The sequence below is a fragment of the Ralstonia sp. SA306 genome, assembly GCF_054792405.1.
The window spans coordinates 899,936-925,981 of sequence record NZ_CP096452.1 but is presented as its reverse complement, the minus strand read 5'-3'; the positions used below and the strand labels follow the sequence as shown (position 1 = coordinate 925,981).

Below are 26,046 nucleotides of genomic sequence, written 5' to 3'. Positions count from 1 at the left end.
ACCTCCGTGGAGACCGCATGATCGAATTTACGCTGCCCGCTCTGGGCGCCGACATGGACGAGGGCACGCTGCTCGAATGGCTGATCAAGCCCGGCGACACCGTGAAGAAAGGCCAGATCGTTGCCGTGGTCGACACAAGCAAGGCGGCGATCGACATCGAGAGCTGGCACGAAGGCACCGTTGCCGAATTACTGGTCGAGCCTGGCACGAAGATTCCGGTCGGGACGTTGATGGCAACATTCCTGGAACCGGGCGAAGCGCCTGCTGCCGTCGTGCATTCGCGCAAGATTCCGGTGACTACGGGCTCACAACCATCCTCGGGGCGGCGCCAAATGGTCTCGCCCGCTGCTCGCCAGGCGGCGCGCCAGCGCGGCATCGACATCGGCTCCATTGCCGGCACCGGCCGCGAAGGCGCCGTCACGCTGGCCGACGTTGAGCATGCCGCGCGAGAAAGCGGCACCGCCGGCACCGCCTCAAGCGACAAATCAGCCGACATACGCAAGACCATTGCTGCCGCAATGACGCGATCCAAACGCGAGATCCCGCACTACTACGTCGCCGAAACCATTCCCTTGGCGACCATGTTGGCTTGGCTTGCAAAGGAGAACAGTGAGCGCCCCTTGGCGGAACGTCTATTGCCTGCCATCGCTCTCATCAAGGCCGTTGCCCTGTCACTCAAGCAGTTTCCCGAGTTCAATGGCTTCTTTCGCGATGGTGCCTTCCAAGCGGCAACTGCCGTCCACGTTGGGGTGGCAATCTCGTTGCGGCAAGGCGGGCTGGTAGCGCCAGCGCTATTGGACGCTCATGCGAAACCTCTCACACAGTTGATGCAAGAGCTGACCGATCTGGTTAGGCGCTGCCGGGCCGGATCATTGAAAAGCTCCGAGATATCCGAACCCACAATCACCGTGACCAACCTGGGCGACCAGGGTGTCGCGCAGGTGTTCGGCATCATCTACCCACCGCAGGTGGCGTTGGTAGGTTTTGGCCGCATAGCCGAGCAGCCGTGGGCAGAAAACGGCAAGTTGAAGGTCATGCCTGCTGTTACGGCAAGCCTATCGGCAGATCACAGGGTGTCTGACGGGCATCGCGGCGCCCTATTCCTGACCGAATTACGCGAACGGTTGCAGCATCCGGAGGCATTTGATCAATGAGCGACGCTGAAATTCGCGCGATCGTGCTTGCGGCACTCCTTGCAATCGCCCCCGAAATCGACACCGCCGAACTCCGCCCCGACCGGCCATTGCGCAGACAGGTGGATCTCGACTCCATGGATTGGCTGAATTTCCTGTTGGGATTGCACGACAAACTCAAGGTTGAGATTCCCGAATCCGACTATGCGCGCCTGGTAACGCTGGATGATGTCGTCGCATATCTCGTCAGGGCACGAGAAAACTTGCATGGCCAGTAGACCTTGCCTGTTACCAACAACCGCAGGCGCTGCCACCGCCGGTTGTCATGCAGCGCATCGGCGTTTCGATCCCGCTGCTCTGACCATTTCATGCATGTCCCGAAGGGCATTGAGAAGCGCGACATACACGTCCACATCAGATGCCTGGTCGATTGCAAGCTCCTGCCCTTGCATCTTCACCTCGACGTGAACGAAATAGGGACCGCCGCAAAGCGGTTCGGCTCTTTCGGAAGCCAACCTCACGCTGCACCTTTCGACGCTGCATGGCAGACCATTGAGCTTGTTGAAAAATCGCCTCACGGCTTCCTTGATGGCATCGGAGGGAGGCAGATGCCGGAACTGAATCTCGACTCGTCGAGTGTCCATGATCTAGACGAATATAAAACCGAAGTTCAACAGCGAAGCGGAACCAATCGGGGGGTTCTCTTGCGGATGAACCAGTTGATCAGGCAGCGATCGCGCGCTCGACTTCATGCCTCGCTTCAGGCTAACCAGCGGAATATCTGCGCTGCCTCATATTGATACGCTTGCTTGCAAGCTAAGGTTGAAGCCTACAGAGGTGAGTCAACGCGAGTAAGCAGCCTGGGATGAAATACACATCAGCCCGATGGCGCTCTGCATGTCAGGAAAACCTGACAAGGTCCGAAGCCAGCGCGCGCGGTCAAGCCCCACATTTCGGAAAAGCGTGCCGCGTGCGCCGGTTCTAGTTATCGGAGAGTGATTTTGAGCGACCCCGGGAGCAATCCCCGCATCTTCCTGTCGACCGTCGTGCCGCGACCGAATCAGAAGCGGTTGGTCATGGCGGCAATGCTGGCGTCTGTCGTGGTCTTTGTGGCCGTATTGCCGTTCGCTCAGTGGCAACTGGCGCAAGTTTGGGGGTTCATTCCCGTCTATGAATCCGCGGTCGTCATCAACGATCTTGTCACCGCTGCGATGCTGGTCGGGCAGTTCACCCTGCTCCGCTCGCCGGGGTTGCTGGCGCTTTCATCCGGCTACTTCTTCACCGCCACGGTTGCGGCGGTGCACATGCTCAGTTTCCCCGGGCTGTTCTCGGCATCGGGGCTTCTGAATGCAGGCCCGCAAACGACAGCGTGGCTCTATATGTTCTGGCACGGCGGGTTTCCGCTCTCGCTGATCGCCTATGCCCTTCTGCAGGAAAACGAGCGCACGCGGCATATCCGGTTGCGGCACGCACTCTCCCCCGTTCTATGGGCGGCCGGCGTCGTACTGCTTTTGACTTACGGGCTGACTGCGCTGGCTACGCACCCGTCGCTCTTGGCAGCCATCATGAGCGGGCATGGATATACCGGTGCAATGTCAACGACAGTCGGCATTGTGTGGATGCTCAATGTGCTGGCCGCTGCGATTCTGTGGCGGCACCGCGGCCACTCGCTGCTGAATCTATGGTGTGCAGTTGTCGCCGTCACATCGGCATTTGAAGTGGCACTGTCTGCCGTGTTCAACCACGGTCGGTTCGACCTCGGCTTCTACGCCGGCCGCGCCTACGGCCTTGTCGCGTCCAGTTTTGTCCTTGTCGCGCTGATCATCGAACATGCCAGGCTCTACGCCATGCTGGTGAAAGCACTGGATAACGAGAGCGCAGCGCGCGCACGCGCGTTGGAGAAGACGCAACAATTGAACGAAGCGAACGAGCATCTCGAACAGCGCGTCAAGGACCGCACCGCTCAACTCAGCGTCACGAACGGCGAGCTTCGACAGGAAATCATCGAGCGTAAGCGCGCCGAACAGGCGCTTGAGCGCTCGAGAGAGGAACTGCGTGAGTTGGCAACGATCAGTTCACGGGCCGGCGAAGAAGAGCGGCGGCGCATTTCCCGCGAGCTTCACGACGAGCTTGCCCAATCGCTGGCAGCGCTTAAGGTCGACATGCAGATGTTGGAGCACAAGCTTGACGCCACGAACAAGCCGGCTGCCGAACGCTTGAGTTCAATGGAGCAAGCTGTGGACGACATGATCGGTGCGACACGGCGGCTCGCTTCCGATTTGCGCCCGTCCATGCTCGACGATCTAGGTCTTGTACCTGCGTGCAGATGGCTCGTTGATTCGTTTCAACGGCGGCACCGTATTCGGTGCGAGCTGACGATTGCGCCCGAGCACTTTGAGCTACCCGAGCCTTTCGCATCCACTGTGTATCGCGTGCTGCAGGAGTGTCTGGTCAATGTGGCACGCCATGCTGGTGCGTCGGTTGTACAGGTGCGGCTGATCTATGAGGCCCCCACCGTCCAGCTTTCCGTGCGGGACGATGGCATCGGCTTCGACCCTGCGCATCCGAGAAAAGACCTGTCTTTCGGGCTTGTTGGCTTGCGTGAGCGCGCCTATCTCGTACAAGGGAGCTTAAGCATCGACTCATCGCCCGAAACCGGAACATTGATCGAACTGACCATTCCACAAACGATAGCCGCAACTCCGCAAACACGGCTGCCAGCAGCCGATGACCAACCCAGGGCAATGTAGTTCGGCATTGCGGCACTGCTCGCTGCGGCCAGCTCATGCCAACCCATGGCTGAGCGCGTACCGGACCAAGGCGACATCATTCTGCAAGTGCATTCTTTCCAGAATGCGCGCTTTATATGTGCTGACAGTTTTTTTGCTGATGCAGAGATCGTGCGCAATCGTCGCCAGCGACTCGCCTTTCGATAAGCGCAGGAAAATATCGAACTCGCGGTCACTGAGCCGCTGATGAAGCTGCCTGTCGTCTGGGTCGCCGAGATTGTGCACGAGTAGCTCTGCCACGGCCTGCGTCATGTATGTACCGCCCGAGGCGGCCTTGCGGATAGCCTTCTCTAGCTCCTTGACCGCCCCCTCTTTCGTCAGATAGCCGACGGCCCCTGCTCGGAATGCGCGTAGCGCGTACTGGTCCTCAGCGTGCATGGTCAAGACCAAGACTTTGAGCTGCGGAACATCCCTGCGAACCTGGGCGATCAGGTCAATGCCGCTGCGCCCTGGCATCGATAAGTCCAGCACGATGACGTCGGCCGGTGTACCGCGCACCAGATCGATGGTTGATGCACCGTCAATTGCCTCGCCAACAACTTCGATATCGCAGGCATCGCTCAGAATGCGGCCCAATCCCTCACGAAAGACGGCGTGGTCATCCGCTATCAGCACCTTGATCATCGCGTCTCCCTTAGATCTGCGCTCCCATCATTTCATGGTAGGTGGCGCGGCAATTCGCATACAACGCTTGCCATATGGCTTTCTGATCAATGTCAGGAACAGGAATGTGCGCTGCTTGTGGCAACGCGACGAGGCCTCAAAACGCTCGCCAATCCTGCTCGGGCAACAGCAAGATCGTTTGCGTGATCGCGAGGGGAACGCATGGATCCGACGGAAAATGGAGCACAACATCGCGGGCATAGGCCCGTTGATGTCCATCAAGATGCGGTTCGCATCCGCGTCCAGAATGGTTTCTCCCAGTCCCCCCATAGGAGAAAGCATCATGGCTGAATCCGACACCAAGCCCGCCGTGAAGACCGGAACGGAAGCTTCGCCCAAGCAACCGGGCTCCATGCAACCCTGGCGCGCGTTCGACAACCTACGGCATGAGGTTGCGCGTGTCTTCGATGATTTCGACCGCGGATTTCATCTCTTTCCATTTCATCGTGCTGCGCTCGATATCGCGCCATTCTGGCGTCGCGAATGGGCTTTGACGTCCGCACCTGCCGTAGACGTTGTCGAAACCGATACGGCTTACGAGATCAAAGCCGATCTGCCAGGCATGGAAGAGAAAGACGTCGAGGTCAAGCTGGCCAACGGCGGCTTGACGATCAAAGGCGAGAAGCAGGAAGAGAAGGAAGAGAAACAGAAAGACTATTACCTGCATGAACGCCACTTCGGGGCATTCGAGCGTTCATTCCGCATGCCCGATGGCGTCGACGCAGACAAGATCCAGGCCAGCTTCAAGAATGGGGTGTTAACGGTGACACTCCCCAAGACGGACGCAGCGCAAGCCGCTTCCAAGACGATCCCCGTCAACGGGGGCTGATGTCTCGGATGGCTTGCCGTAAGAACGGCGGGGGACGTAGAGCGGCAAATCGTTGCACTGTTCGCACTCGTACTCGCACTCGTACTCCGTCGCTTGCGGTCTTACTCGCGGCCCGAGCTCCTACGCTCCGGCCGCGCCATCCGGTTGACAGAAACCGACCTTGAAATTCTCTGCTGCGCATGATGGCGTGGTGGCGCCCAACATCGGGTCAAGGAGTTCAAGCGTGACCTTGCCATTGGATATTTCATTCCAGGACTTTCCGCACTCCAAAGCGATCGAGGCGGCTGTCATCAAACAGGCGAACAGCCTGGGCGCCGTTCAGGCGGAGATCGCACGTTGCCGCGTCAAGTTGATTCAAGCCCCACGACAACAGACACATAACCGACCCGTCAGGGTGCACGTTGATGTGATGACACGCCACCACCGCCACCTCTCGGGCCAAGCCCTCAGTGACGACGCCCGTGAGGCACTTCGCGAAGCGTTCAGAGAAATCGAGTTCGCATTGCGAAGTGAAATGGTCCCCACGCAATCGAACGCGCTCCTCGAAGCCAAGGGGGGAATATGAGTTTGACCGTTCAAGCCGGGCGCGGTTGGGTGGACGTTCGTACAAAACGGCGAAGCGACAAGCGTTGGGATTGCGAATGCAGGTTCGTTTCGCCTAATGGGAAATGCTCGTCCTGGGTTTCCGCCGCCAGCGCTGAAGGCTATGTCTCCCGAGACCTCGCATTCAGTGCGGGTGTCCTGCTCGGCCGCGAACTCGCCGCGCGCTATGCGGCAAGGGTGCAGCCGGCTCCGCCAAGCATGTATCAATGAAATGGCATGGCAAGGACTGCGCACGTCCTGCCGCTCCACGCCGTTATAAGACGCGCTGACGTGGTACTTGCCACACTGCAGGGACGTAGAGCAGCGGGCCTTCCGATATCGCAGTCAGAGACACCGCGCCGTTTGCGGAACGAATACGTGTGTCGACATCTGAAACGTATGCCCCCCTGCTCGATCAACATCAAGCGCAGCTTGCAGTCAGCCGCGGGGGGGCGGGTCAAGCTTTGCTCACGATCAAATAGGCTTCCAAGCCGTCTTCTACAGTGATGACAAGACACCTCGACACGCAGGACTTGCCATGATCGTTCCCGCCTTCGTCCACCATCAGATCGCTACAGCGGCACCCATTCGGCACATCAACGAAGACGCATTGGAAACGGTCTTTCTTCCGGATGCCAGTTCCTGTCTGCTCCCGGATCCGGCGCTTGCCGTTCTGGCAAAAACAGCCGCTAACTGGTTTGCGCCGTCGTTGGCGAACAGGCTTCATGTTAGCGCCGAGCATGGGCGCATTCGCGTCGCTGGCCACGTGAACAACGCCCGCCCGCTGGCCTATTTGAAGATGACCCTGCTCCGCTTGCCTGGCGTCGGCGGGCTGGACATGACGGTTACGGTGGAAACCATCACCAATCCGCTGCGAGCGTATTCCCCCGCCATGCCACCCCAACACGTCGGATAACCCGGAGCGCGCAAACATGCGTACGACCTATTTCTGTGCGACCGATTGCCCGTGCCCGCATATCGCCGTCGACCCGGCCTGCCGCGAGTCAGTGGAAGAGATTCTCCGGGCGTATGCAGCGCTCTTCTGGTTCAACCTCTACCTCAGGTGCCCTGACTTCTCCACCGGAGATGGCATGTTTCCGCGGGAGCCAGACGTTCGCCAGAGATATCTGGCTGTGCATTCGAAAGTCTTTACACACTGGGCCACGGCAGCCAATCGCATGGGCATCACCACCGCGAGGTTTCGTGACGTCTGCGCGAACGTGCGCGCGGCATGGATTGGACCAGACGACCCGCTGCGCGCATGCCGTTCCCGAGCCGACGTTCTGTCCGACCACCCAGAGTTGGATCTGGACTAGGCGCCGACCGGCCTGCTCAGCAGATGCGATGAGGGCACTGTTCTCGGAAGAAGGTCTTTGGCTCAGGCAGCCAACCGCCTCAGGAAAGCCGCCCAATCTGCGGCATACGGCAAGCCGCTCCAGAGACTTGCGTCAGGTCAACTCCGGCAATAACGAAGTGCCTACCCTGCAGTCATGTCAACCGGAGATCGTGATGCCACAGCCTACTGATGCAGCCCGTAACTTCGCCTGCGCGACCCTGCGCAATGCCAGCCGCGCGGCCGAGTTCTTTGTCGATAGCCAGCTTCATCTCGCGCGCCTTCGCGTCAAGATGGCGGAAACCGCGCTGCAGAATCTGTCCCAGCTGGAGGGCCAGTTGGACACAGTCAAAGACTGGAGCACACTGGCCTCGGCGCAGAGCGCCTATATGAAGCTCCAAGCCGACCAAAGCGCAAATGCAGTTCGGCAGTGGGCCGACTTCCTCAATGACACACAGCGCTCTTATCTGCGCCAAGCGACGGACTGGAACGATCAGTTCCAACATCGTCCCGGAACGACTGCAACTCCTGCACAACTGTTGATCGCGTCCCTGGACTCTTGGCAGACGTTGGTCAACACCTTCAACGTGATAGCCGCGTCGGCTACGCAAGCCCGATCAACGTCACAACCACAAACGACGCCCAAGAGCGCGCGAGGCGCATGAGGGCTGTCCTGGCGAATGGAAATACGCCCGCCCAAAGCATGTGCCATGCAGGCGTCGACGAAAGAGCACGGCTTGATTCCTGTCAACGAGCGTCTCTGGCAGCTATCTATTCTTGAAATAGCCATCGAGCAAGCACGTGGTGGATGGAACAGGTTCTTTGATCCAACGGTTGGACTTGATTTGTTTGCAGGAGCACAAAATGCGCGGAAAACTCATGATGACTTTGCTCGTTGTCGCGGCAGCTTCCACGTCGGCGTACGCACAAAGTAAGCCCGACACAGCACCGAACAGCGACGGACAAAGGGCCGGCAAGGTGGATCCCTACACGGATGGCGCCAAACAGGCCAAGCCCGACCCGTACACGGAAGGGTCGAGGAGCGGCAAGTTTGATCCCTACACGGAAGGCGCAAAGGGCAAACGCGACGCATATACCGACGGCGCCAAGCAAGCCAAACGCGACCCGTACACGGAAGGATCAAGGCGCGGCAAGTTTGACCCCTACACGGAAGGCGCAAAGAGCAAACGTGACCCCTATACGGACGGGGGCAAACAAGCCAAGCGCGACCCGTACACAGAAGGATCAAGGAGCGGCAAGTTTGATCCGTACACCGAAGGCGCAAAGGGCAAACGTGACCCATACACGGATGGCGGCAATAAGACGAAGTAGCAGCGTCTGGTATTGCCTTGTCGAATTCCGTCGATGCGCGTAGCTGCCATCGTCAATACAGCAGATACGCCGCTCGCTCGGGAAGAAAGGCATCGGTCTGTGCAATGTAGGCGTGCTCGATCGCGTCGAGCGAAACACCATCACGCAGCATCGCCCAGACCGTCTCCGAGCCAACCGAAGTGCGGATCGCCTCCAGTTTGAAATGCTGTGGATAGCGCTGCGACAGCACCCGGGCCAGCGCTAATCCGATGCGACCCGGGCGCGTGAGCGCAGACGTGCGGTGGATCGCCACACCCGAGCACGAGCGGCCATGGTATGGCCCCTCCGCGGGAACAAAATGGACGGGCGTATAGGTGGCACCGGTATCCAGCGCATTGAGTTCTCGCGCGACCTCAGCGCCATCCATCCACGGTGCCCCGACCATGCCAAACGGCGCCGACGTGCCTCTGCCCACGCTGACACTTGCGCCCTCGATCAGCCCCACATCCGGATATCGCTCCAAGGCAGCGAAGTCACGCAGGTTTGGCGATGGCGGAACCCAACCCAGCCCGGTATTGGCAAAGCGCATTGCGCGGTCGTACTGCTCCATGGCCACGACATGCAGTGCTGCGCCGATGTGCAGCTCGTCGTTCAGCAACCTGGCAAGCTCGCCGATTGTCATGCCGTGCACAAGCGGCAGAGGCACGTAGTTCGTCAATGAGCGGTTCGCCGTATCTGATACCGGCCCACCCACGAGATCACCGCCTATCGGGTTGGGACGGTCCAGCACCAGCACTGGGATGTGGGCCTTCGCCGCGGCTTCCAGCGTCGCCCCCAGGGTGGCAAGGTAGGTAAAGAAGCGTACGCCCGCGTCCTGGAGGTCAAACACCAGGACGTCGATATCGGCCAGCGCGCTGCGTGGTATGTCCTTGCTGTTGCCGTAGAGGCTATGGACGACCACGTTGGAGCGTGTATCGATCGTGTCACCAAAGCGCGCATCGAGATCGGTGCCGATGCCATGCTCTGGCGCAAAGATGGCGCTCAGCCGCACATCGGGTGCCTGACTCAGTACATCGACAGTCCGCCGCCCCTGCGCGTCAAAGCCACTGTGGTTCGTGACCAAGCCGACCCGTTTTCCGACAAGCGGTGCGAAGCCGTTGGCCTCCAACACGTCGATACCGGATCGCACTGGTCCGACCGCCATGGGTAAGCGGCGTCCGGCACTGATCACTGCATCAGCCATGGTCGGGGCGCGCACCGAGATCTGTTCGCCGGAGAGCAGCGGCGCCGTGCTCGATACCAGATTCAGCACGGCTTCACGCAACGGCGTGGCGTTACCCCGCTCGTCCGGATACAGCCGGCTCGTGAGCACAATCACGAATCGGCGCGTGACCAAGTCGATCCATAACCCAGTTCCGGTATAGCCCAAGTGCTGGACGAGTCCGACACGCGGCGCGCGATAGCGGTTGGGGATCAACGGCGCCTGGACTTCCCATCCCAGCGTGCGCGTCCCCTCCACTGCAGTCGAACCGTCCGGCGTCAACAGCAGGGCAACGTTGTCCGGCTGCAAGATACGGCGATCCCCAACGCGGCCCCCGTTGAGGAGCATCCTGGCGAACTGCGCGAGATCATCCGCCGTAGAGAACAAGCCCGCGTTGCCGGCGACACCGCCCAGCGCCGCGGCCGTCGGATCATGCACTTTGCCGCGAAGCCATCGCCCGTTGCGAATGATGGTCGGCGCAATGCGCGTGATCGCCTTGCGGCTCGGACGGAACGCGGTGTCGCGCATGCCAAGCGGTCGAAAGATGTTCTGCGCACACCATGCGTCAAGCCCGATCCCACTGACACGCTGGACGATCTCGCCCAAGGTGACATAGTTGAGATCGCTGTAGATGACACGTTGCCCTGGCTCTGCAATCGGCGGCATGATCCCGATGGCGTGAAGCACCGTGGCGGGGCCCCGGAGTTCGGATCGGGCAGCCAGGCCGGGAGGCAGGCCTGAGGTGTGCGTTAGCAACTGCCGTATTGTGATGCGCGCCTTCCCTCCGTCCGCGAAGGCTGGCCAGTACCGGCTGGCAGGCGCATCCAGGTCCAAACGTCCGCGCTCTGCCAACTGCAACACCGCCGTGGAAGTGGCCACTGCCTTGGTAAGGGATGCCAGATCGAAGATCGTGTCTTCGGTCAGCGGCTCAGCGGCGCGTCCGACGGACCTCTGACCCAGCGCGATACGTTCGCGCACCCCGCTGGCATCACCGACGGCCACCACTGCCCCGGCCACATTGGCATCTGCAATCTGCGCGGCCAGCACGGCTTCCAGCTCTCGCATGGGCACAGGCGTGCCCAGCGGCCCTGGCGCGTTGATGGTGGGCTCGGCGCGCCCGCTTTGCATGCAGGCAAACAGCACCGCAGCCAGCACCGCGGCTATCGCGGCAAATTGGCTGGATCGTAACGATTGCGCGCATTCCATAACATCCACCCGTTGGTATCTTCCGCATCGGCAGCGTCGACTTGGGCGCGGATCATCTCGGCATTGAACTCACGACGATCAAAAGCATAGTCCCGGAACGCCTGGAGCCATGGCCGGAACCTCACCCCCGGCAAACCTGTACGCCGCTTCGCTTCAGCCAGAGAGTGCGAGACGATCTCGCCGGGATTCTCGGTGGGTTTTCTGACGCCCGGCAAGCCCCAAGTGAAACCGGACGGATAGAGCATGGGCGAGATGTAGTCGACCACAGCACCCAATGTGTTGATCTGCTGGCCGATCGCCGTGTCGTCGGTGTTCCAGCAGACGTAGCCGAAAATATCCGCTGCCAGGTAAATGTTGTACGGCCGCAGCCGCTCTCTCGCCTGCGCAAGAAAACCTGTCACGGCCGCAACCCGGTGTGCTTGCGTGTTGGCCTGATGGAACTGCAAGCCATTGGCGTCCGGAAAACGCAGGTAGTCGAACTGGATTTCGTCGAACCCGAGTCTTGCAGCCTCTTCCGCCACGTCAAGTGTGTTGGCCCAGGCGGCTTCGACACCGGGGTCGATCCATTGTTGATCTTCACGATCGTGCCAGACCGCTCCATCTCGATCTCGCACGGCCCATTCGGGGTGCACCCGGGCCAACGGGTCGTCCTTGAAGACAACGATGCGCGCAATCAGATACAGGCCACGTAGACGAAGTTGCCGAATCACGGCGGCGAACTGGTTGAAGCGGGCTGCACCGTTTTTCTGTTCGCGGGCCGCGCCTACTGCCACACGGGCCGCGCTCGGGTAAGGTGTATCGCCCCGGTCGCCCTTCATGTCGATCACCAGCGCGTTGATGGCCGTCTCGCCCTGAAGTGCGACAGCCGCATCGCGCAAGGATCGGTTGGATACGCCCTGTACCGACAGATAGACCGCCCGGGGCTTGATCTGCTTGAGCACGATCTCGCCTGCGGCCTGCGCGCCGCCAAGCACCCGCTCGGCACGTGCGTAGCCGGGAGCGCGGACACTGAGCGTCGCGCGTGCATCCACTGCCGATGTCGGAATGGCGGCCAGGCCAGCAGCATCGGTCGTTCCGCTCTGCCCCTGAACGAATGTGATCGCGCCTTCCACAGGACGGTGGGTCTGTGCGTCTACCACCCTGACCTCGGTTGCGCCGGCAAGCGGCGCGCAACAGAGCCACGCCGCTGCAAGCCAGTGGCGCAGGCGGCTATTCATGATTGCCCCCGGCTGCATTGAGAATGTTCGTCATGCATCGCGCTCCACAGCCATCGGTGATCAGGTATCGGGGCAGTGCGAGGGCGGGTTGCTTCGCCCGCAACGGTTGCGCGTCCAGCGTGAAGGCTGCGGTATAGCCCTCCTCTTGCGCGATGCGTTCCAACTCAGCATCGTGGATGCCGAAAGGCCAAGCAAGCAAATGCACCGGAACGCCGATCTCCGTTTCGATGCGCACCTTTGCACGGCGCAACTGATCGTGGGCGAACTTGACGAAATCATCGGCGCTGCGGTGCATCCGTTCCACCCGGAAGTTCGGATGCCAGTAGGTATGAGACTGCACGTCAAACTGGCCGGTGCGGGCCAGCTCTCGCAACTGTGGCCAGGTCATCGCGTATGCGGCATTTGAGATGGCAGACGGGTACACAAATAGCGTTACGGGAATGCGCCGGCCGCGCAGCGCGGGCCACAACGTCTCGTAGACAGACCGATGGCCGTCGTCCACCGTAATGGCCACAGCCTTCGCCGGCAGTGCATCGTGCTCGCCCTCTTGCCAGCGCAGGATGTCTGCGAGCGAAACGATGCGATAACCAGCCGCCTCGATCGCCTGTAGATGCGCTTCGAATGTCTGCATCCGAACCGTCATGGTGCTATCCACCGTCGATGCAAAGCGGTGATAGACGAGCACCACCACATGTGGCTCCACGGCCGCCATATCTGCGTTGGCACTAGGGCACGCAAACATCAGAAGCGCCCAGCACAACGAGAAGACCCAGGTGTTCATCAGCCGCAGCTCCGAAGGAATATGGATAGTGCGCCTCGCCCGCCCCGCCCGGCCTATGATTCGCGGGGTGTGCCGTGCAGCCAATGCCAGAGCAGCACTCCGCTGCCCGCCATGCCGCCCAGATGGGCAAAGTGCGCGACATCGACTTCGGTTCCACTCACGCCCAGCGTCAGTTCCACGATCGCATAGAGCGTCGCAAACACCCACGCAGGCATCGGGATGGGTGGGATCAACGGAACAATCATGCGATTGGGAAACAGGACGGCGAAAGCGAGAAGCAATCCGAATACGCCACCGGAAGCGCCAATGACCGGACCCGCCGGCAGAACGCTGAAGGCGGTAAAAGCGATTTGGGCGAACGCCGCGCTCAAGATGCTGGATACGTAGAGCAGCCAAGTCCGAGGCGTGCCCACGGTGCGTTCCACGTCGCGCCCGAACATGTAGAGGCCGAACATGTTGAGCGCCAGATGCGCCCCGTTCGCATGCAGGAAAGCGTATGTCAGCGGTTGCCACGGCATGAATCCGCTGCGCAGGCCGGCCCCTGATATGCCGAGCGGCCAGAGCGCAAAGGTACGCAGCAGCGCGTCTCCCGCAAAGAGCTCTGCACCGAACACGGCCACGTTGATGAGGATGAGCAGCTTGATCATGAAGGCACCCCTGATCTCTGCCCACGATACGGCCGCGCGCGTTGGCCGGATTGATCTCGCGCAAGCCGGTTCGACAGTGTGTCGTGATCCGGCAAAGCCACGCATTCCGTTTGATGTGCCGCAAGGCCCTGGTATGGCCAGATGAAACGATGGAGCTACGAGCACACAAGAGGATGTCCCATGCCATTGGCCGCTTCCTATCAGTACCCCGCGAATCAGGCCATCGCCGCGATCTTTAACGAAATCGCTGATTTGCTGGAGGTTGAGGAGGCCAACCCGTTTCGGGTGCGCGCTTACCGGAATGCTGCCCGCATGGTCGAAGGCATGACGGAAGGCGTTGACGCCATGCTGTCACGCGGCGCCGACTTGACCGCCTTGCCCGGTGTCGGGGTCGACCTCGCGGCAAAGATGCGCGAGATCGTCGAAACGGGAAGCTGCGCCATGCTCACGCGCGTGCGCACCGAGGTTCCATCGTACGTACTTCAACTGCTCCAATTGCCCGGCCTTGGCCCAAAGCGGGCCCGTGCGCTGCAACACGAACTGGGCATCACATCGTTGGACGAGTTGGCTCGGGCTGCGGCGGCGCACCGCATTCGCGAACTGCATGGCTTCGGCGCCCGAAGCGAACTGCGGTTGCTCGAAACCCTCAACGCGCGTCTGGCACGCGATCGCCGTTATGGCTTGGCAATCGCCAAGCCATGTGCCGACGCATTGACGCATTACCTGCTGGCAAGCGGCCTGGTCGACCAACTCGTCGTGGCCGGCAGCTACCGCAGAGGGCGAGACACCGTGGGGGACCTTGATCTGCTCATCACGGGAAGAAAGCGCGCGCAGATCGTTGAGCATCTCGTGCACTACAACGAGGTTGCCACTCGGATTTCTGCGGGGCCCACCCGCGCCAGCGTCGTCCTGAAAAATGGCATGCAGGTGGACTTGCGCGTGGTGCGGCCCGACGCTTTCGGCGCGGCGCTTGTGTATTCCACCGGCTCGAAGGCCCATAACATCGCGCTGCGCAAACTTGCACAGACCCAGGGGCTGAAGATCAACGAGTACGGTGTTTTCCGAGGAAAGGAGCGTATCGCCGGCCAGACGGAGGCATCGGTCTACCGCGCAGTCGGGTTGCCCTGGATCTGCCCCGAGCTGCGCGAAGACCACGGGGAGATCGCGGCCGCGCAGTCCGGCTTGCTGCCATCCCTCCTTGAGCAGAGCGACATCAAGGGGGATCTTCATGTCCACACATCCGCCAGCGACGGCACCGCCAGCCTCGAAGCCATGGCAGCGCAAGCGCGTCTGCTGGGCTATCAATACCTGGCAGTGACCGACCATTCGCCGCGCATTGCCGTGACACACGGGCTTACGGCAGATCGCCTGGCCGCACAAGCCGATGCCATCGACCGGTTCAACGCCGAGCACAAGGGTTGGCCCGTGCTGCTCAAGGGGGTTGAAGTCGACATCCTGGAGGACGGGGCACTGGACCTGCCCGACTCGGTGCTGGGGCGCCTGGACCTTGTTGTGGGCGCCATCCACAGCCATTTCAGTCTGCCGGTCGATCAACAGACCTCGCGCATTCTCCGTGCGCTCGACCATCCCCACTTCAGCATCCTTGCCCACCCGCTGGGCCGCCTGATCGGCGAGCGCAACGCCTGCAATGTTGACCTCAAGCGGGTTCTGACAGCCATCGCACAGCGCGGCTGCTACGTTGAGGCCAATGCCCAACCCACGCGACTGGATTTGTCCGACATTGGATGCCGCCTGGCAAAGGCGGAAGGTGTGCTCGTGAGCATTGCGTCTGACGCGCACAGCCCCGCCGATCTGATGAACCTGCCCCTTGGTGTCACGCAAGCTCGCCGCGCATGGCTGGGGCAAGCGGACGTACTCAATGCGCACGCGCTCGACACCCTGCTGCCGTTGTTGAAGCGAACCATGTGATGACCGCATGCGCACACCACCTCGGACAGTCTGTATTTGCACCGCAACATGCCGTACGCCGTGCCCCTCGGGTTGATCCGAGTCAAGGTGCCGGAAATCGTGCGGTCAAGAATGGACACATGAATTTCCACATCAGTCACCAGACCAACCGGAGCCAAACCATGAGCGTCCCAGTCGACATTTCTTTCCAGGGTATTCCGCATTCCAAGGCCGTCGAAGAAGCGGTTATCAACCATGCAGACCGCTTGAAGCGTATTCATGCCGATCTGATGCGCTGCCGCGTCAGCCTTGCCGTCGGCGCCAAGCATCAGCACCAGGGCAAGCCGTTCGACGTCAACGTCCACGTGTTCACACCGCATCAGACGCATGTTTCGAGCAACACCTCCAACGAGGACCCATACGTCGCACTTCACGAGGCCTTCTCGCACGTGGAACGAATGCTCGTGGAAGCCAGTAGCAAACGCTCGTCACAGTCTTGAGGCGTCGTGGGCATGCACGCGCACTATTGCATGTGCATGCCACCATTCACGGCCAGGTTGGCACCGGTAACGTAGGCCGCGTCCTCGCCGCACAGAAAGGCCACCAAGGCAGCCACTTCTTCCGGCCGGCCGAGGCGGCCCACCGGAATCTGCGGAAGAATCCGCTCTTGCATGATCTCGTGGGGAATATCGCGCGTCATTCGCGTGGCGAGATAACCGGGCGAAATCGTGTTGACGGTCACGCCCTTTGCGGCGCACTCAAGTGCCAGCGCCTTGGTGAACCCATGTATGCCAGCCTTGGCCGCCGCGTAGTTCGTCTGCCCGAATGCGCCCCGCGATCCGTTGACCGACGAGATGTTGATGATGCGGCCCCAACCGCGCTCGATCATGCCTTCGTATAGCGGCTTGGTCATGTTGAAGACGGAGTCGAGATCGGTGGCCAGCACGTTCCGCCAGGCATCCAGCGTCATGCGCTTGAAGGTCGTATCCTGGGTGATACCGGCGTTGTTCACCAGAATGTCGACCGGGCCCACCATGGAGAGCACATCCGATGCGCACCGCTGGCAAGCGTCGTAGTCAGCCACATCCACCGCGAACGTCTGAAACAGACGCCCCTGGGCATGCTGTTCCGCCATCCATGCGGTCACATGCGTATTGCCCAACGAATGCGTTACCACAACCCGATGCCCTTGCGCGTGAAGACGGATGGCAATGGCCTCGCCCAACCCGCCCATACCACCGGTGACGAGCGCAATGCGTTGTGTTGTCATGACGGCCTCATCGCGTCGTCGGACGTGCGCCAGTGCGAGGGCAATCGCGCTTGCACAGCAGCCACCGGTCTGTTTCCGGTTCGATACGCAACCGCACAACGGTATCGACCGGCTGTGCGCCGGCGCGAATGCTCAGGGTCTGCATCACACCCCGATACGCGGCCGTTATCTGATAGTGCCCGCGAGGCAACCGCATATACAACAGGGGGCCCTCCGTGCGCACGCGCAAACGGAGCTTGCCGCGATCATCGGCAACCGAAACATCCACATCCGACAACGCCTCGCCGGTTCTGGCCGACACCACGTTCAGCCGCACATTGAAACGACGTGCCATCGCGTGCATGGTGTCGCGCTCGTCGCTCCCCACGCCACCTGACACATAGGCGATCTCGTTCTGTACGCGGACCTCCGGCGCTGCCGCAGCATCCGGCCCGACTGCACCAGCGTGCGCGCTGGCGGCCAAAACCAACGCGGCGAGAATGCCGTGTGGCAAAAAACGACCTGCTTGGCTCATCTCATACCTCACTGATCAGCGTCCGGGTGGCCAACCGTCTGCGCCAGCACCGGAACCTCGTCTTCATTGAGTGACAAGGCTTCTGCCAGCAGACGCTGATTGAGCCAGCCACGCACCACACAGCCGAGCCCGGCCGAAGCACAGTAAAGCGACACGTTTTGCGAGATCGCTCCTGCGGCGACGCCGGAAAAGGTTTCGCGCACCGCTTCGGGCATCTGGTCTGCACGAGCATGGTTCACCACGTACACCAGATCCAGCGGCGCCTTGCCGACAAAATCCTGGTACCCCGTCAGGTTGCGCGCGTCCACGGCGTGCTTGAGCCGCAAGCGGTGCGCCACAGGCTCGTATTCGTAGACGCCTTCCGGCAGAGCGACGTAGATGTCGATCTCGTTCAGGCCATGCGCTGAAGGCGCGGTGCGCCCGCCTGTTTCCGGCCGGTTGATGCCGTTCGCCGCCCATAGCAATTCGCTCAGTTGCTGCCGCGACAGTGGCGTGGGCGCGAATTCCCGCACGCTTTTCCGCTTGGTCAGCGCGGCAGTCAACGTGTTGCCGCCATCCAGTAGCGGCGGCGCCAGCGGAATGGTTGCCGGTGGTGCCGCGTGGGACGTTGGCTGCAGCAGTAGATGTTGCACAGGGTCATAAGACAGGAGCATCGCCTTGCTCATGGCATCCACCTCACAAAACTGAAAATCCATCGGACATGTGCCGCCTAGGCGGAGATGATCACCTTGAGTGCCTGCGTCTTCGCGGCGTTGCGGAACGTATCGTAGGCAGTGAGGATGTCATCGAGCTTGAACCGATGCGTAATGAGCTGCCCTGGCAGAAGCTTCCCCGCGCGCACCGTTTTCAGAAGCATCGGTGTGCTGACCGTATCCACGAGCCTTGTTGTGATGGCGATGTTCTGGCTCCACAACATTTCCAGATGCAGGTCTGCCTTGACGCCATGCACCCCAATGTTCGCAATCACCCCGCCCGGCGCAACCAGTTGCTGGCAGAGTTCGAACGTCGCGGGCACGCCCACTGCCTCGATCGCACAATCGACCCCCACGCCATCCGTCAGCCGCTTCACGGCGGCAACGGCGTCTTCACTGGAGACGTTGATGCAGGCCGTTGCACCCAGCCGGCCGGCTACTTCCAGCCGCGCCATGTTCGTGTCGATCATGATGATCTGCGCCGGCGAGTAGAACTGCGCCGTCAGCAACGAGGCCAGCCCGATGGGGCCTGCACCGACAATTGCCACGCTGTTGCCGGGCTGGACGCGGCCATTCAGTACGCCGCATTCGAATCCAGTCGGAAAGATGTCAGACAGCATCACCAGCGCCTCTTCATCAACGCCAGGCGGCAGTTTGTAAAGGCTGGTCTCGGCGTGCGGAATCCTGACGTACTCGGCCTGCACGCCGTCGATGCGATTGCCCAGGATCCAGCCGCCCGTCTCGCAGTGCGAGTACATGCCGCGCCGGCAGTTCGCACATTTTCCGCAAGACGAGATGCACGAGATCAGCACATGATCACCGGGCTGGAGCGATGTCACGGCAGCGCCCACGGACTCCACCACGCCCACGCCCTCGTGGCCCAGCGTGCGCCCCGGCTCGCAGGTCGGCACGTCGCCCTTGATGATGTGCAGATCGGTACCGCAAATAGTCGTCAACGTGACGCGCACTACCGCGTCGCCGGGCGCCTGCAATTCCGGTTTCGGCTTGTCGGCCAGGGTGATCTTGCCGGGCCCTTCGTAGACGAGTGCTTTCATGGGAATCACCAACGAGGACGATGACTCCATGCTAGGCAACCGCCCTGCGCGGACGTTGATCTACGTCAGGGCGCATGGCAGCAACCGCGCGATATTGACCTTCTATATCCGGAGGCGAAACCCGCGTATGGCCGAACAAGCGCCCACCAATCCATGCACGCAGCCAGCGGAGGCCTTGGTCACTCGCATGCTTGAGGCGGCAGCGTATCCGCACCCCGCTGCGGAGTTGCAGATGATCGAAACCCATCTGTCGTGGGTCTTCCTGGCCGGAGAATTTGCGTACAAGGTGCGCAAGCCGATCAAGCTGGACTTCGTCGATTTTTCGACGCTCCGTGCGCGGCAAACCGATTGCGAGGAGGAATGCCGTCTCAACCGCCGCCTCGCCCCAGCGCTATACCTTGGCGTGGTGCCCATTTCGCACGATCCGGCCACGGGCGCAATCTACGTCGATGGACAAGGCACGCCTTGTGAGTACGCGGTCCGCATGCGCCGGTTTGCCCAGCAGGACGTACTGAGTGCATTGGCCCATGCCGGGCGACTGCGCCCGGAAGAGATCGACGCGCTGGCCGACCTGATCGCAGACTTCCACGCAACCGCGCCTGTCTGCGGCCCCGTTTCAGACGACGGAACCCCCTCAAGCATTCGGCGCACGCTTGAGGACTGCGCAGCGGGGGTGATTGCCCTCAGCACTGAACCCCCGATTGCGGCGGCCACGGTAGCGCTGCTTCGCAAGCATGCAGACCGCCTCGAAGAGACATTCGCATCACGTCGGCGCGGCCGCCACATCCGCGAATGCCACGGCGATCTGCACCTGGGCAACATCGTGTTGATCGGTGGCCAGCCGACGCCGTTCGACTGTCTGGAATTCTCGCCCTCGCTCCGGTGGATCGACACCATGTACGACACCGCCTTTCTGTTCATGGATTTGCTCGCCGCGGGCCTGCATAGGCTGGCGTATCGGCTGATCAACCGTTATCTCGAACGATGTGGTGACTATGCCGGGTTGGCGGTACTGCCTTTCTACGCATCGATGCGCGCACTCGTGCGTGCTCGTGTGCTGCTGGAGCGCGCTCATCAGTTGGACGGAACCCCCGATCTGGCAGCAAAGCTGCGCGGCGAGGCACGCCGCATGCTCGACCTGTCTCGGGAGCTGCTCTGCCGAAACGACGCCTGCATTCTTCTCATGCATGGCCTTTCCGGCAGCGGAAAATCCACCCGCGCCGCACAGCTTGCCGAAGCAGAAGGGATGATCCGCGTGCGCTCCGACGTCGAGCGCCAACGCGCCCGGTATGTCGCCGCCGTCGATCGCTACCTGCCGCGCGCAGTCGAACGTACCTATCAGCGTCTGGCCGCCGTCTGCAAGCTGGGGGTAAGCGCCGGTTTTCCGATGATTGCCGACGCCACGTTTCTGGCCGAGCGCCAGCGCAGACGTTTCTTCTCTCTGGCCCACCGATTGGGCGTGGCCGTTGCCATCGCGGACTGCGTTGCCGACGTCGACACGCTGCGTATGCGTATCCGCAATCGCATGCGGGGCGGACTCGACGCCTCGGAAGCAGACCTGCACGTGCTGGACGCGCAGATCGCCACACAACAGCCGCTCAGCGTGGAGGAGCGGGCACATGTGATCCCTGGCGAGATCTCCAACGTGGTGCCCTACATCAGAGGCAGAGAGCAGTGATTTCGCTTGGGCAGGCCAGGCAACCAAGTGCCTTGAGACCAAGCACCGTGGCAATGGTATTTCACGCGCGGCCGCCAATTTGCGCCATATCAACGCACACAACTGCAGAGTGCCTACGCTGCATATGAATACCTTATTCGGCGGCCCGGCTCACCTGCCCGCCAAGACCCCACCGGAGATCACAATGCAACAACCTGCTGATATGGCATGCAATCTGGCATGCGCTGTCATGCGCGACATGAGCCGCACCGCCAGCTTCATGCTCGAGGCACAAATTGACCTGTCACGCTTGCGCCTGAAGCTGGCCGAGGCTGCGCTGGAAGACGTGCGTGAGATGGAACATGAATTGAGCGGCACGCATGACTGGACATCGCTGGCCACTGCACAAAGCATCTTCATGAAGATGCAATCAAGCCACGGTGCTAACGCTCTAAAGACGTGGGCCGAGTTCACGAACAAGCTGCAGGCCGCCTATTTGCGTCGGTTGACGGAGTGGACGCAGCAGATGCAGCCTCCCGAAGCGCAAACCTCTTCCTCACAGTTGTTTGCCGCGTCCTCCGATTCGCTGAAAGCCTTCTTTGACAGCTTCAACCTCATGGCCCCGCCAGCCTCCGAGGCGAAGAAGAACGGACTGGCACGATCCACCACGACAAGAGCTGAGAAGACCGCCTGATCAACAGGCCAAGGAGCCCGTCATGCGAGTTCAGGACGTCTATTCACACAATGCAGTCCATATTCCGCTCTCGTGCACGCTTCAGGAGGCGGCACAGCAGATGCGCCAGAAGCATGTCGGTGCGCTGGTCGTGACGGAGAACACCCCTTCCGGACCCCGCGCGATCGGCGTCGTCACGGATCGCGACATCGTGCTTGATGCGGTTGCGGTTGGCGTCAGCCCCTCCCAGACCTGTGTGGCCGATGTGATGAGCCGGGGCATCTCCAACGTACCGCTCGATGCCAGCCTCAGCGACGCGTTGCAGGAAATGCTCTCATGCGGCGTGCGGCGTGTTGGTGTGACGTCCGACGGCGCGCTGGTTGGAGTGCTGTCTCTGGACGACGTGCTGAGCGCAATGGCCACTGAATGGAGCCTGATCGCCCGCCTCGTCCATAACGAGCGTGAACGCGAGACTACCGGCAGCGTCCAGCCGCCGCTGAGCGTCTAAATCGGCTGCCACTCCACTTCAGGAAAACCTCCCCATGAATCCCGAGCCGCTTTCTCTCAGCATGGACATCGTGGCGGACGATGCCGTGCTGGAAGGCACCCTGTACTGCCCCGGCAACGCGGCGGGCCTGGTGATCTTTGCACATGGCAGCGGAAGCTCGCGGCTCAGTCCACGGAACCAGTACGTTGCGGATCAGCTCCACGCCGCAGGCCTAGGCACGCTGCTATTCGATCTGTTGAGCGCCGAAGAGGCATCGCACGCCTCGTGCCGGTTCGATATCGACCTTCTGGCGCGGCGTCTGCATACAGCCACGCACGCGGTAGGCAACATCGCTCGCAAACGCGGGTTGCGGCTGGGGTACTTCGGCGCGAGCACGGGGGCCGCAGCCGCGATTCTGGCGGCTGCCGAGCCGGACGAAGCCGACCCAATCGAAGCGGTCGTCAGCCGCGGTGGTCGCCCTGATCTTGCCGGCCAACGCGCGCTGGGCAAACTCGCCTGCCCAACCCTGCTGATCGTTGGCGCAGCCGATCTGGACGTGCTCGATCTCAACCGGCAAGCCCTGAGCCAGATGCATTGTGAGAAAGCCCTGGAGACGGTGCCCCATGCAACGCACCTTTTTGAAGAGGAAGGCGCGCTCGAGCAGGTGGCCGAGCTGGCGCGGGCATGGTTTGTCCGCCACCTGAGTGCAACCACCCAACCCCACAGACACGCGAGGTAGCCCCATGCGATTCAAAGATCGATTGGATGCGGCGCGTATGCTCGCGCAGGCACTGGAGAAGTACAAGGACATGCACCCTTTGGTGCTGGCCATTCCAAGGGGTGCGGTTCCCATGGGCGCTCTCATCGCAACCGCGCTTGGCGGTCAGCTCGATGTGGTGCTGGTTCGCAAGCTCGGCGCACCGTTCAACCCCGAACTGGCCGTCGGCTCTGTGGAAGAAGGCGGCTGGACCTACATCGCACCCTATGCAGGACGCATTGGTGCAGATACGACATACCTCGAACAGGAAAGCGCAGAACAGATGGACGTCATCCGCCGGCGCCGTGCGCTCTATACCCCGAACCGCGGTCCGTATGACGTAGGAGGACGCGTTGTGATCGTGGTCGACGACGGGCTGGCGACCGGAGCTTCCATGAAGGCGGCACTCCACGCCATACGGCAGCGTCATCCGCAACGCCTCATCTGCGCGGTTCCCGTGGCGGCACCGGATAGCCTGGACGACATTCGACCGCTGGCCGATGAGATCGTCTGCCTCTACGCGCCGCAGGGTTTTCGCGCGGTCGGCTTGTATTACACCGACTTTCCTCAGGTCGAGGATGCCGAGGTGTGTGCCGCGCTGGCCGCGGGTCCGCAATCCGAACGCCGGGCTGGCTGACGCCGCCTCTACAGGCGCGCCACGCCCGGATTCAATCCAGACCGTATCTGCGCACGTACCAGGCTTTCATCACGTAGGCAAACAACCCATAGGTCAGTACGATCGCTGCCAGGCCGGGCCAGTACGCCGCCGGCAGCGGCACAAAGCCGAAGAGCGCCCCGACCGATGTCAACGGCATGGCGACGCCCACGCAGGCAATGGCGATGCTGGTCAGTACCAGTGCAGTACTCGCCCGGCTTTGCACGAACGGCACCTTCCCTGTGCGGATGATATGGATGATGAGCGTTTGCGTGAGCAGCGATTCAACAAACCACCCGGACTGGAAGAGCGCCGGATCCGCCCACGCGTGAAAGACACCCAGCAGCAGCGCGTAGGTCGCAAAATCAAACAACGAACTGACCGGCCCCATGTACAGCATGAACTTCAGAATGCTGCCGATCTCCCACCGTCGTGGTTTGACCAGGTACTCGTCGTCCACGTTGTCGGTCGGGATGGCGGTTTGCGAGAAGTCGTAGAGCAGGTTGTTGAGCAGCACCTGCACTGGTGCCATTGGCAGAAAGGGCAGAAACAGGCTTGCGCCCAGCACGCTGAACATGTTTCCGAAGTTTGAGCTGGCGCCCATCTTGATGTACTTGACGATGTTGCCGAACACCTTGCGCCCTTCCGTCACGCCCTCGCCCAGCACCGCCAGGCTTTTCTCCAGCAGGATGATGTCGGCGGACTCCTTGGCAATATCGACCGCGCTATCCACGGAGATGCCAACATCCGCGGCTTTGAGCGCCGGCCCATCGTTAATGCCGTCACCCATGAAGCCCACGACGTGACCTCTGCGGTGCAGTGCCTCGACAATGGCCGCCTTCTGCGCGGGCGACACCTTGGCGAACACCGATGCGCGTTCGGCCATGTCGGCCATCTGGTCAGGTGACATGGCAGCCAGCTCGGTGCCAAGCACAACCGGTTCCACGGCCAGACCGACCTCGCGACAGATCTTGCGCGCAACAATGGCGTTGTCCCCGGTCAGGATCTTGACTGCCACGCCGCTTGCCTTCAATGCGGCAATGGCAGGCGCGGCCGTATCACGCGGCGGGTCGAGAAAGGCGATATACCCCAGCAACGTCAACCCTGACTCGTCTGCCACGGCGTACTGGCTTTGCTCGGGTGGCATCTCCTTGTACGCAACAGCCACGACACGGAAACCGTCCGCATTCAGGTTCTCCGCCAACTGCCGCGTATCTTGGAGGTGGCTTGCCTCCAGCGGGCCTGCCTCATCGCCGCTCACATAACGCGCGCTGACGGCCAGCACTTCTTCCACCGCACCCTTGCAGATCAGCACGTGCGTGCCGTCGTCCTGCGCCAGCACAACCGACATGCGCCGGCGCTCGAAGTCAAACGGCAGCTCATCGATTTTCTGGAAACGCGCATGCACATCCAGACGCTGCTCCAGCTCCACGTGCTTGAGCACGGCCACGTCCAGCAGGTTCTTCAAGCCCGACTGATAGAAGCTGTTAAGAAATGCGTACTCCAGCACCTGGTCGGATTCTTCGCCGCGCAAGTCGAGGTGATGCTTGAGGATGATGCGGTCTTGCGTAAGCGTGCCGGTCTTGTCGGTGCACAGCACGTCCATCGCGCCGAAATTCTGGATGGCGTTGAGCCGCTTGACGATGACCTTTTTGCGCGACATGGCGATGGCGCCCTTGGCCAGATTGACCGTGACGATCATCGGCAACATCTCGGGCGTCAGGCCAACGGCCACCGCCACCGCAAACAACAGCGCCTCAAACCAGTTGCCCTTGGTCAATCCATTGATGAGAAAGACCGTGGGCGCCATCACCAGGATCAGCGTCAGCATCAGCCATGTGAATCGGGTAATGCCGCGATCAAAGCTGGTCTGCACGCGCTGCCCGGCAATCAGGTTGGCCACATGACCAAAGGCGGTGCGGTGCCCGGTGGTCAAGACAACGGCCGTGGCGTAGCCGCTCACCACTGCGCTGCCCATGAAGCACAGGTTGGGCCGGTCGAAATCCGCCGCAGGATGGCTGTCGGAAGACTGCGCGTGCTTTTCCTGTGGCATGGCTTCGCCAGTCAGTGCCGACTGGTTGACGAACACATCCTTCGCACTGAGCAACCGCAAGTCGGCCGGGATCATGTCACCGGCGGAAAGCTGAACGATATCGCCTGGCACCAGTTGCTCGATCGGGATTTCCTGGCTCGCTTCGGCACCATCGGAACCGATGCGCCGTACCGTTGCCGTTGTATGCACCATGCGACGCAGCGCCTCCGCCGCCCGGTTCGAGCGGTGCTCTTGCAGAAAGCCCAGCACAACACTCAGCACCACCATGACGGCAATCAGCACGGCCGCCCGTACATCGCCCAACACCGCCGAGACGCCCGCCAGCGAGATCAGCAGCAGATTCAGCGGATTGACCGATCGGCGCACCAACTCAATCAGCACAGCTTCGTGATGGCCGTTGGCCACGCGGTTGAACCCGTATTCGCGCAGGCGCTGTGCAGCGGCTTCCTGCGTCAGGCCCTGCGTCTGGGTCTGAAGCCGGTCCAGCACGTCCTGTGAGGCAAGCGCCGACCACATTGAGAGATCGTCGGCGGGCGAATGCGGAAACGGCACGGACGTGATATGCATAGGAAA

At 61.4% G+C, this 26,046-nt stretch carries 26 protein-coding genes; 15 read left to right on the top strand and 11 right to left on the bottom strand.

The genetic code is table 11. The features are described from left to right. The first annotated feature begins 17 nt into the window (after window positions 1–17). Both M1D44_RS20770 and M1D44_RS20765 read left to right on the top strand, forming a co-directional pair. Entirely contained in the window at window positions 18–1,154 is a 1,137-nt protein-coding gene (locus M1D44_RS20770) for a dihydrolipoamide acetyltransferase family protein (RefSeq protein ID WP_316852320.1), read from the top strand. Further along, entirely contained in the window at window positions 1,151–1,411 is a 261-nt protein-coding gene (locus M1D44_RS20765) for an acyl carrier protein (protein WP_316852319.1), read from the top strand. The genes M1D44_RS20770 and M1D44_RS20765 overlap by 4 nt, the downstream gene beginning before the upstream one ends. Window positions 1,412–1,456: 45 nt before the next feature. Here M1D44_RS20765 and M1D44_RS20760 read toward each other — a convergent pair whose 3' ends face one another. Further along, on the bottom strand, window positions 1,457–1,777 hold the full coding sequence (locus tag M1D44_RS20760) for an HPF/RaiA family ribosome-associated protein (protein ID WP_080693724.1): 321 nt from the start codon (window positions 1,775–1,777) through the stop codon (window positions 1,457–1,459). Between the two features lie 357 nt (window positions 1,778–2,134). Here M1D44_RS20760 and M1D44_RS20755 point away from each other — a divergent pair, with 357 nt between their 5' ends. Further along, entirely contained in the window at window positions 2,135–3,883 is a 1,749-nt protein-coding gene (locus M1D44_RS20755) for a sensor histidine kinase (protein ID WP_316852318.1), read from the top strand. Between the two features lie 33 nt (window positions 3,884–3,916). Here the strand turns inward: M1D44_RS20755 and M1D44_RS20750 are convergent, their stop codons facing one another. Then, the gene (locus M1D44_RS20750; protein ID WP_024978911.1) at window positions 3,917–4,546 is read right to left on the bottom strand and encodes a response regulator; all 630 of its coding nucleotides are present in this window, start codon (window positions 4,544–4,546) and stop codon (window positions 3,917–3,919) included. Between the two features lie 322 nt (window positions 4,547–4,868). On the opposite strand from M1D44_RS20750, the gene M1D44_RS20745 reads away from it, so the two are divergent. The 5 genes from M1D44_RS20745 (at window position 4,869) to M1D44_RS20725 (ending at window position 8,661) form a co-directional block, all read left to right on the top strand. Next, the gene (locus M1D44_RS20745) at window positions 4,869–5,414 is read left to right on the top strand and encodes an Hsp20/alpha crystallin family protein (protein WP_112187834.1); all 546 of its coding nucleotides are present in this window, start codon (window positions 4,869–4,871) and stop codon (window positions 5,412–5,414) included. Between the two features lie 160 nt (window positions 5,415–5,574). Next, complete coding sequence (locus M1D44_RS20740) at window positions 5,575–5,979, top strand: HPF/RaiA family ribosome-associated protein (protein ID WP_316852316.1); 405 nt, start codon at window positions 5,575–5,577, stop codon at window positions 5,977–5,979. Window positions 5,980–6,534: 555 nt separating this feature from the next. Continuing rightward, window positions 6,535–6,912 carry a hypothetical protein gene (locus tag M1D44_RS20735; protein ID WP_316852315.1) on the top strand — a complete coding sequence of 126 codons (378 nt, stop codon included), beginning with the start codon at window positions 6,535–6,537 and terminating at the stop codon, window positions 6,910–6,912. Between the two features lie 428 nt (window positions 6,913–7,340). Continuing rightward, window positions 7,341–7,994, top strand: a complete 654-nt coding sequence (locus tag M1D44_RS20730) for a hypothetical protein (protein ID WP_316852314.1) — start codon at window positions 7,341–7,343, stop codon at window positions 7,992–7,994. A 214-nt stretch (window positions 7,995–8,208) separates the two neighbouring features. Further along, window positions 8,209–8,661 carry a hypothetical protein gene (locus M1D44_RS20725; RefSeq protein ID WP_439004454.1) on the top strand — a complete coding sequence of 151 codons (453 nt, stop codon included), beginning with the start codon at window positions 8,209–8,211 and terminating at the stop codon, window positions 8,659–8,661. Window positions 8,662–8,713: 52 nt separating this feature from the next. Here the strand turns inward: M1D44_RS20725 and M1D44_RS20720 are convergent, their stop codons facing one another. Genes M1D44_RS20720 through M1D44_RS20705 form a run of 4 tightly spaced genes read right to left on the bottom strand, consistent with a single transcriptional unit; the run spans window position 8,714 to window position 13,752 of the window. Next, window positions 8,714–11,107, bottom strand: coding sequence for an exo-beta-N-acetylmuramidase NamZ domain-containing protein (locus M1D44_RS20720; protein ID WP_316852312.1), 2,394 nt, complete (start codon window positions 11,105–11,107; stop codon window positions 8,714–8,716). Beyond that, window positions 11,062–12,324 carry a putative glycoside hydrolase gene (locus M1D44_RS20715; RefSeq protein ID WP_439004455.1) on the bottom strand — a complete coding sequence of 421 codons (1,263 nt, stop codon included), beginning with the start codon at window positions 12,322–12,324 and terminating at the stop codon, window positions 11,062–11,064. The genes M1D44_RS20720 and M1D44_RS20715 overlap by 46 nt, the downstream gene beginning before the upstream one ends. Then, window positions 12,317–13,105, bottom strand: a complete 789-nt coding sequence (locus tag M1D44_RS20710; protein ID WP_316852310.1) for a polysaccharide deacetylase family protein — start codon at window positions 13,103–13,105, stop codon at window positions 12,317–12,319. Before M1D44_RS20710 ends, M1D44_RS20715 begins: the two co-directional genes overlap by 8 nt. Before the next feature lie 53 nt (window positions 13,106–13,158). Further along, on the bottom strand, window positions 13,159–13,752 hold the full coding sequence (locus tag M1D44_RS20705; protein WP_316852309.1) for a rhomboid family intramembrane serine protease: 594 nt from the start codon (window positions 13,750–13,752) through the stop codon (window positions 13,159–13,161). 180 nt (window positions 13,753–13,932) lie between these two features. On the opposite strand from M1D44_RS20705, the gene polX reads away from it, so the two are divergent. Together polX and M1D44_RS20695 are read left to right on the top strand one after the other, a co-directional pair. Beyond that, the gene (polX, locus tag M1D44_RS20700; protein ID WP_439004456.1) at window positions 13,933–15,681 is read left to right on the top strand and encodes a DNA polymerase/3'-5' exonuclease PolX; all 1,749 of its coding nucleotides are present in this window, start codon (window positions 13,933–13,935) and stop codon (window positions 15,679–15,681) included. Between the two features lie 119 nt (window positions 15,682–15,800). Then, on the top strand, window positions 15,801–16,160 hold the full coding sequence (locus M1D44_RS20695) for an HPF/RaiA family ribosome-associated protein (RefSeq protein WP_235193258.1): 360 nt from the start codon (window positions 15,801–15,803) through the stop codon (window positions 16,158–16,160). 23 nt (window positions 16,161–16,183) lie between these two features. On the opposite strand, the gene phbB is transcribed toward M1D44_RS20695, so the two are convergent. From phbB to M1D44_RS20675, 4 genes are read right to left on the bottom strand one after another with little or no spacing between them, the layout of a single operon-like run. Further along, window positions 16,184–16,930, bottom strand: a complete 747-nt coding sequence (gene phbB / locus M1D44_RS20690; RefSeq protein ID WP_112187810.1) for an acetoacetyl-CoA reductase — start codon at window positions 16,928–16,930, stop codon at window positions 16,184–16,186. Between the two features lie 7 nt (window positions 16,931–16,937). Beyond that, window positions 16,938–17,444, bottom strand: coding sequence for a hypothetical protein (locus tag M1D44_RS20685; protein WP_024978925.1), 507 nt, complete (start codon window positions 17,442–17,444; stop codon window positions 16,938–16,940). A gap of 8 nt (window positions 17,445–17,452) precedes the next feature. Then, window positions 17,453–18,109, bottom strand: a complete 657-nt coding sequence (locus M1D44_RS20680) for a nitroreductase family protein (protein ID WP_316852307.1) — start codon at window positions 18,107–18,109, stop codon at window positions 17,453–17,455. A gap of 44 nt (window positions 18,110–18,153) precedes the next feature. Next, window positions 18,154–19,191 carry a zinc-dependent alcohol dehydrogenase family protein gene (locus M1D44_RS20675; protein WP_316852306.1) on the bottom strand — a complete coding sequence of 346 codons (1,038 nt, stop codon included), beginning with the start codon at window positions 19,189–19,191 and terminating at the stop codon, window positions 18,154–18,156. 127 nt (window positions 19,192–19,318) lie between these two features. Here M1D44_RS20675 and M1D44_RS20670 point away from each other — a divergent pair, with 127 nt between their 5' ends. From M1D44_RS20670 to M1D44_RS20650, 5 genes are all read left to right on the top strand, one after another. Continuing rightward, entirely contained in the window at window positions 19,319–20,869 is a 1,551-nt protein-coding gene (locus tag M1D44_RS20670) for a bifunctional aminoglycoside phosphotransferase/ATP-binding protein (protein ID WP_316852689.1), read from the top strand. Window positions 20,870–20,993: 124 nt separating this feature from the next. Beyond that, on the top strand, window positions 20,994–21,542 hold the full coding sequence (locus M1D44_RS20665) for a hypothetical protein (RefSeq protein WP_316852305.1): 549 nt from the start codon (window positions 20,994–20,996) through the stop codon (window positions 21,540–21,542). Window positions 21,543–21,564: 22 nt separating this feature from the next. Further along, the gene (locus M1D44_RS20660; RefSeq protein WP_112187801.1) at window positions 21,565–22,029 is read left to right on the top strand and encodes a CBS domain-containing protein; all 465 of its coding nucleotides are present in this window, start codon (window positions 21,565–21,567) and stop codon (window positions 22,027–22,029) included. Window positions 22,030–22,063: 34 nt separating this feature from the next. Next, window positions 22,064–22,747 carry a dienelactone hydrolase family protein gene (locus M1D44_RS20655; RefSeq protein WP_316852304.1) on the top strand — a complete coding sequence of 228 codons (684 nt, stop codon included), beginning with the start codon at window positions 22,064–22,066 and terminating at the stop codon, window positions 22,745–22,747. 4 nt (window positions 22,748–22,751) lie between these two features. Then, the gene (locus M1D44_RS20650; protein WP_024978932.1) at window positions 22,752–23,402 is read left to right on the top strand and encodes a phosphoribosyltransferase; all 651 of its coding nucleotides are present in this window, start codon (window positions 22,752–22,754) and stop codon (window positions 23,400–23,402) included. A gap of 31 nt (window positions 23,403–23,433) precedes the next feature. On the opposite strand, the gene mgtA is transcribed toward M1D44_RS20650, so the two are convergent. Then, window positions 23,434–26,040: a magnesium-translocating P-type ATPase gene (gene mgtA, locus M1D44_RS20645; RefSeq protein ID WP_316852303.1), complete on the bottom strand. Its 2,607-nt coding sequence runs from the start codon at window positions 26,038–26,040 to the stop codon at window positions 23,434–23,436. Between the last annotated feature and the right edge of the window lie 6 nt (window positions 26,041–26,046).

Coding starts and splice junctions, on each gene's coding strand:
- M1D44_RS20730 (WP_316852314.1), top strand. CDS start 7,341: ATGAGGGCACTGTTCTCGGAAGAAGGTCTTTGGCTCAGGCAGCCAACC.
- M1D44_RS20670 (WP_316852689.1), top strand. CDS start 19,319: ATGGCCGAACAAGCGCCCACCAATCCATGCACGCAGCCAGCGGAGGCC.
- M1D44_RS20760 (WP_080693724.1), bottom strand. CDS start 1,777: ATGGACACTCGACGAGTCGAGATTCAGTTCCGGCATCTGCCTCCCTCC.
- M1D44_RS20745 (WP_112187834.1), top strand. CDS start 4,869: ATGGCTGAATCCGACACCAAGCCCGCCGTGAAGACCGGAACGGAAGCT.
- M1D44_RS20770 (WP_316852320.1), top strand. CDS start 18: ATGATCGAATTTACGCTGCCCGCTCTGGGCGCCGACATGGACGAGGGC.
- M1D44_RS20750 (WP_024978911.1), bottom strand. CDS start 4,546: ATGATCAAGGTGCTGATAGCGGATGACCACGCCGTCTTTCGTGAGGGA.
- M1D44_RS20720 (WP_316852312.1), bottom strand. CDS start 11,107: ATGGAATGCGCGCAATCGTTACGATCCAGCCAATTTGCCGCGATAGCC.
- M1D44_RS20675 (WP_316852306.1), bottom strand. CDS start 19,191: ATGAAAGCACTCGTCTACGAAGGGCCCGGCAAGATCACCCTGGCCGAC.
- M1D44_RS20710 (WP_316852310.1), bottom strand. CDS start 13,105: ATGAACACCTGGGTCTTCTCGTTGTGCTGGGCGCTTCTGATGTTTGCG.
- M1D44_RS20680 (WP_316852307.1), bottom strand. CDS start 18,109: ATGAGCAAGGCGATGCTCCTGTCTTATGACCCTGTGCAACATCTACTG.
- M1D44_RS20705 (WP_316852309.1), bottom strand. CDS start 13,752: ATGATCAAGCTGCTCATCCTCATCAACGTGGCCGTGTTCGGTGCAGAG.
- M1D44_RS20660 (WP_112187801.1), top strand. CDS start 21,565: ATGCGAGTTCAGGACGTCTATTCACACAATGCAGTCCATATTCCGCTC.
- mgtA (WP_316852303.1), bottom strand. CDS start 26,040: ATGCATATCACGTCCGTGCCGTTTCCGCATTCGCCCGCCGACGATCTC.
- M1D44_RS20650 (WP_024978932.1), top strand. CDS start 22,752: ATGCGATTCAAAGATCGATTGGATGCGGCGCGTATGCTCGCGCAGGCA.
- M1D44_RS20715 (WP_439004455.1), bottom strand. CDS start 12,324: ATGAATAGCCGCCTGCGCCACTGGCTTGCAGCGGCGTGGCTCTGTTGC.
- M1D44_RS20695 (WP_235193258.1), top strand. CDS start 15,801: ATGAATTTCCACATCAGTCACCAGACCAACCGGAGCCAAACCATGAGC.
- M1D44_RS20655 (WP_316852304.1), top strand. CDS start 22,064: ATGAATCCCGAGCCGCTTTCTCTCAGCATGGACATCGTGGCGGACGAT.
- M1D44_RS20685 (WP_024978925.1), bottom strand. CDS start 17,444: ATGAGCCAAGCAGGTCGTTTTTTGCCACACGGCATTCTCGCCGCGTTG.
- M1D44_RS20665 (WP_316852305.1), top strand. CDS start 20,994: ATGAATACCTTATTCGGCGGCCCGGCTCACCTGCCCGCCAAGACCCCA.
- polX (WP_439004456.1), top strand. CDS start 13,933: ATGCCATTGGCCGCTTCCTATCAGTACCCCGCGAATCAGGCCATCGCC.
- M1D44_RS20765 (WP_316852319.1), top strand. CDS start 1,151: ATGAGCGACGCTGAAATTCGCGCGATCGTGCTTGCGGCACTCCTTGCA.
- M1D44_RS20725 (WP_439004454.1), top strand. CDS start 8,209: ATGATGACTTTGCTCGTTGTCGCGGCAGCTTCCACGTCGGCGTACGCA.
- phbB (WP_112187810.1), bottom strand. CDS start 16,930: ATGACAACACAACGCATTGCGCTCGTCACCGGTGGTATGGGCGGGTTG.
- M1D44_RS20735 (WP_316852315.1), top strand. CDS start 6,535: ATGATCGTTCCCGCCTTCGTCCACCATCAGATCGCTACAGCGGCACCC.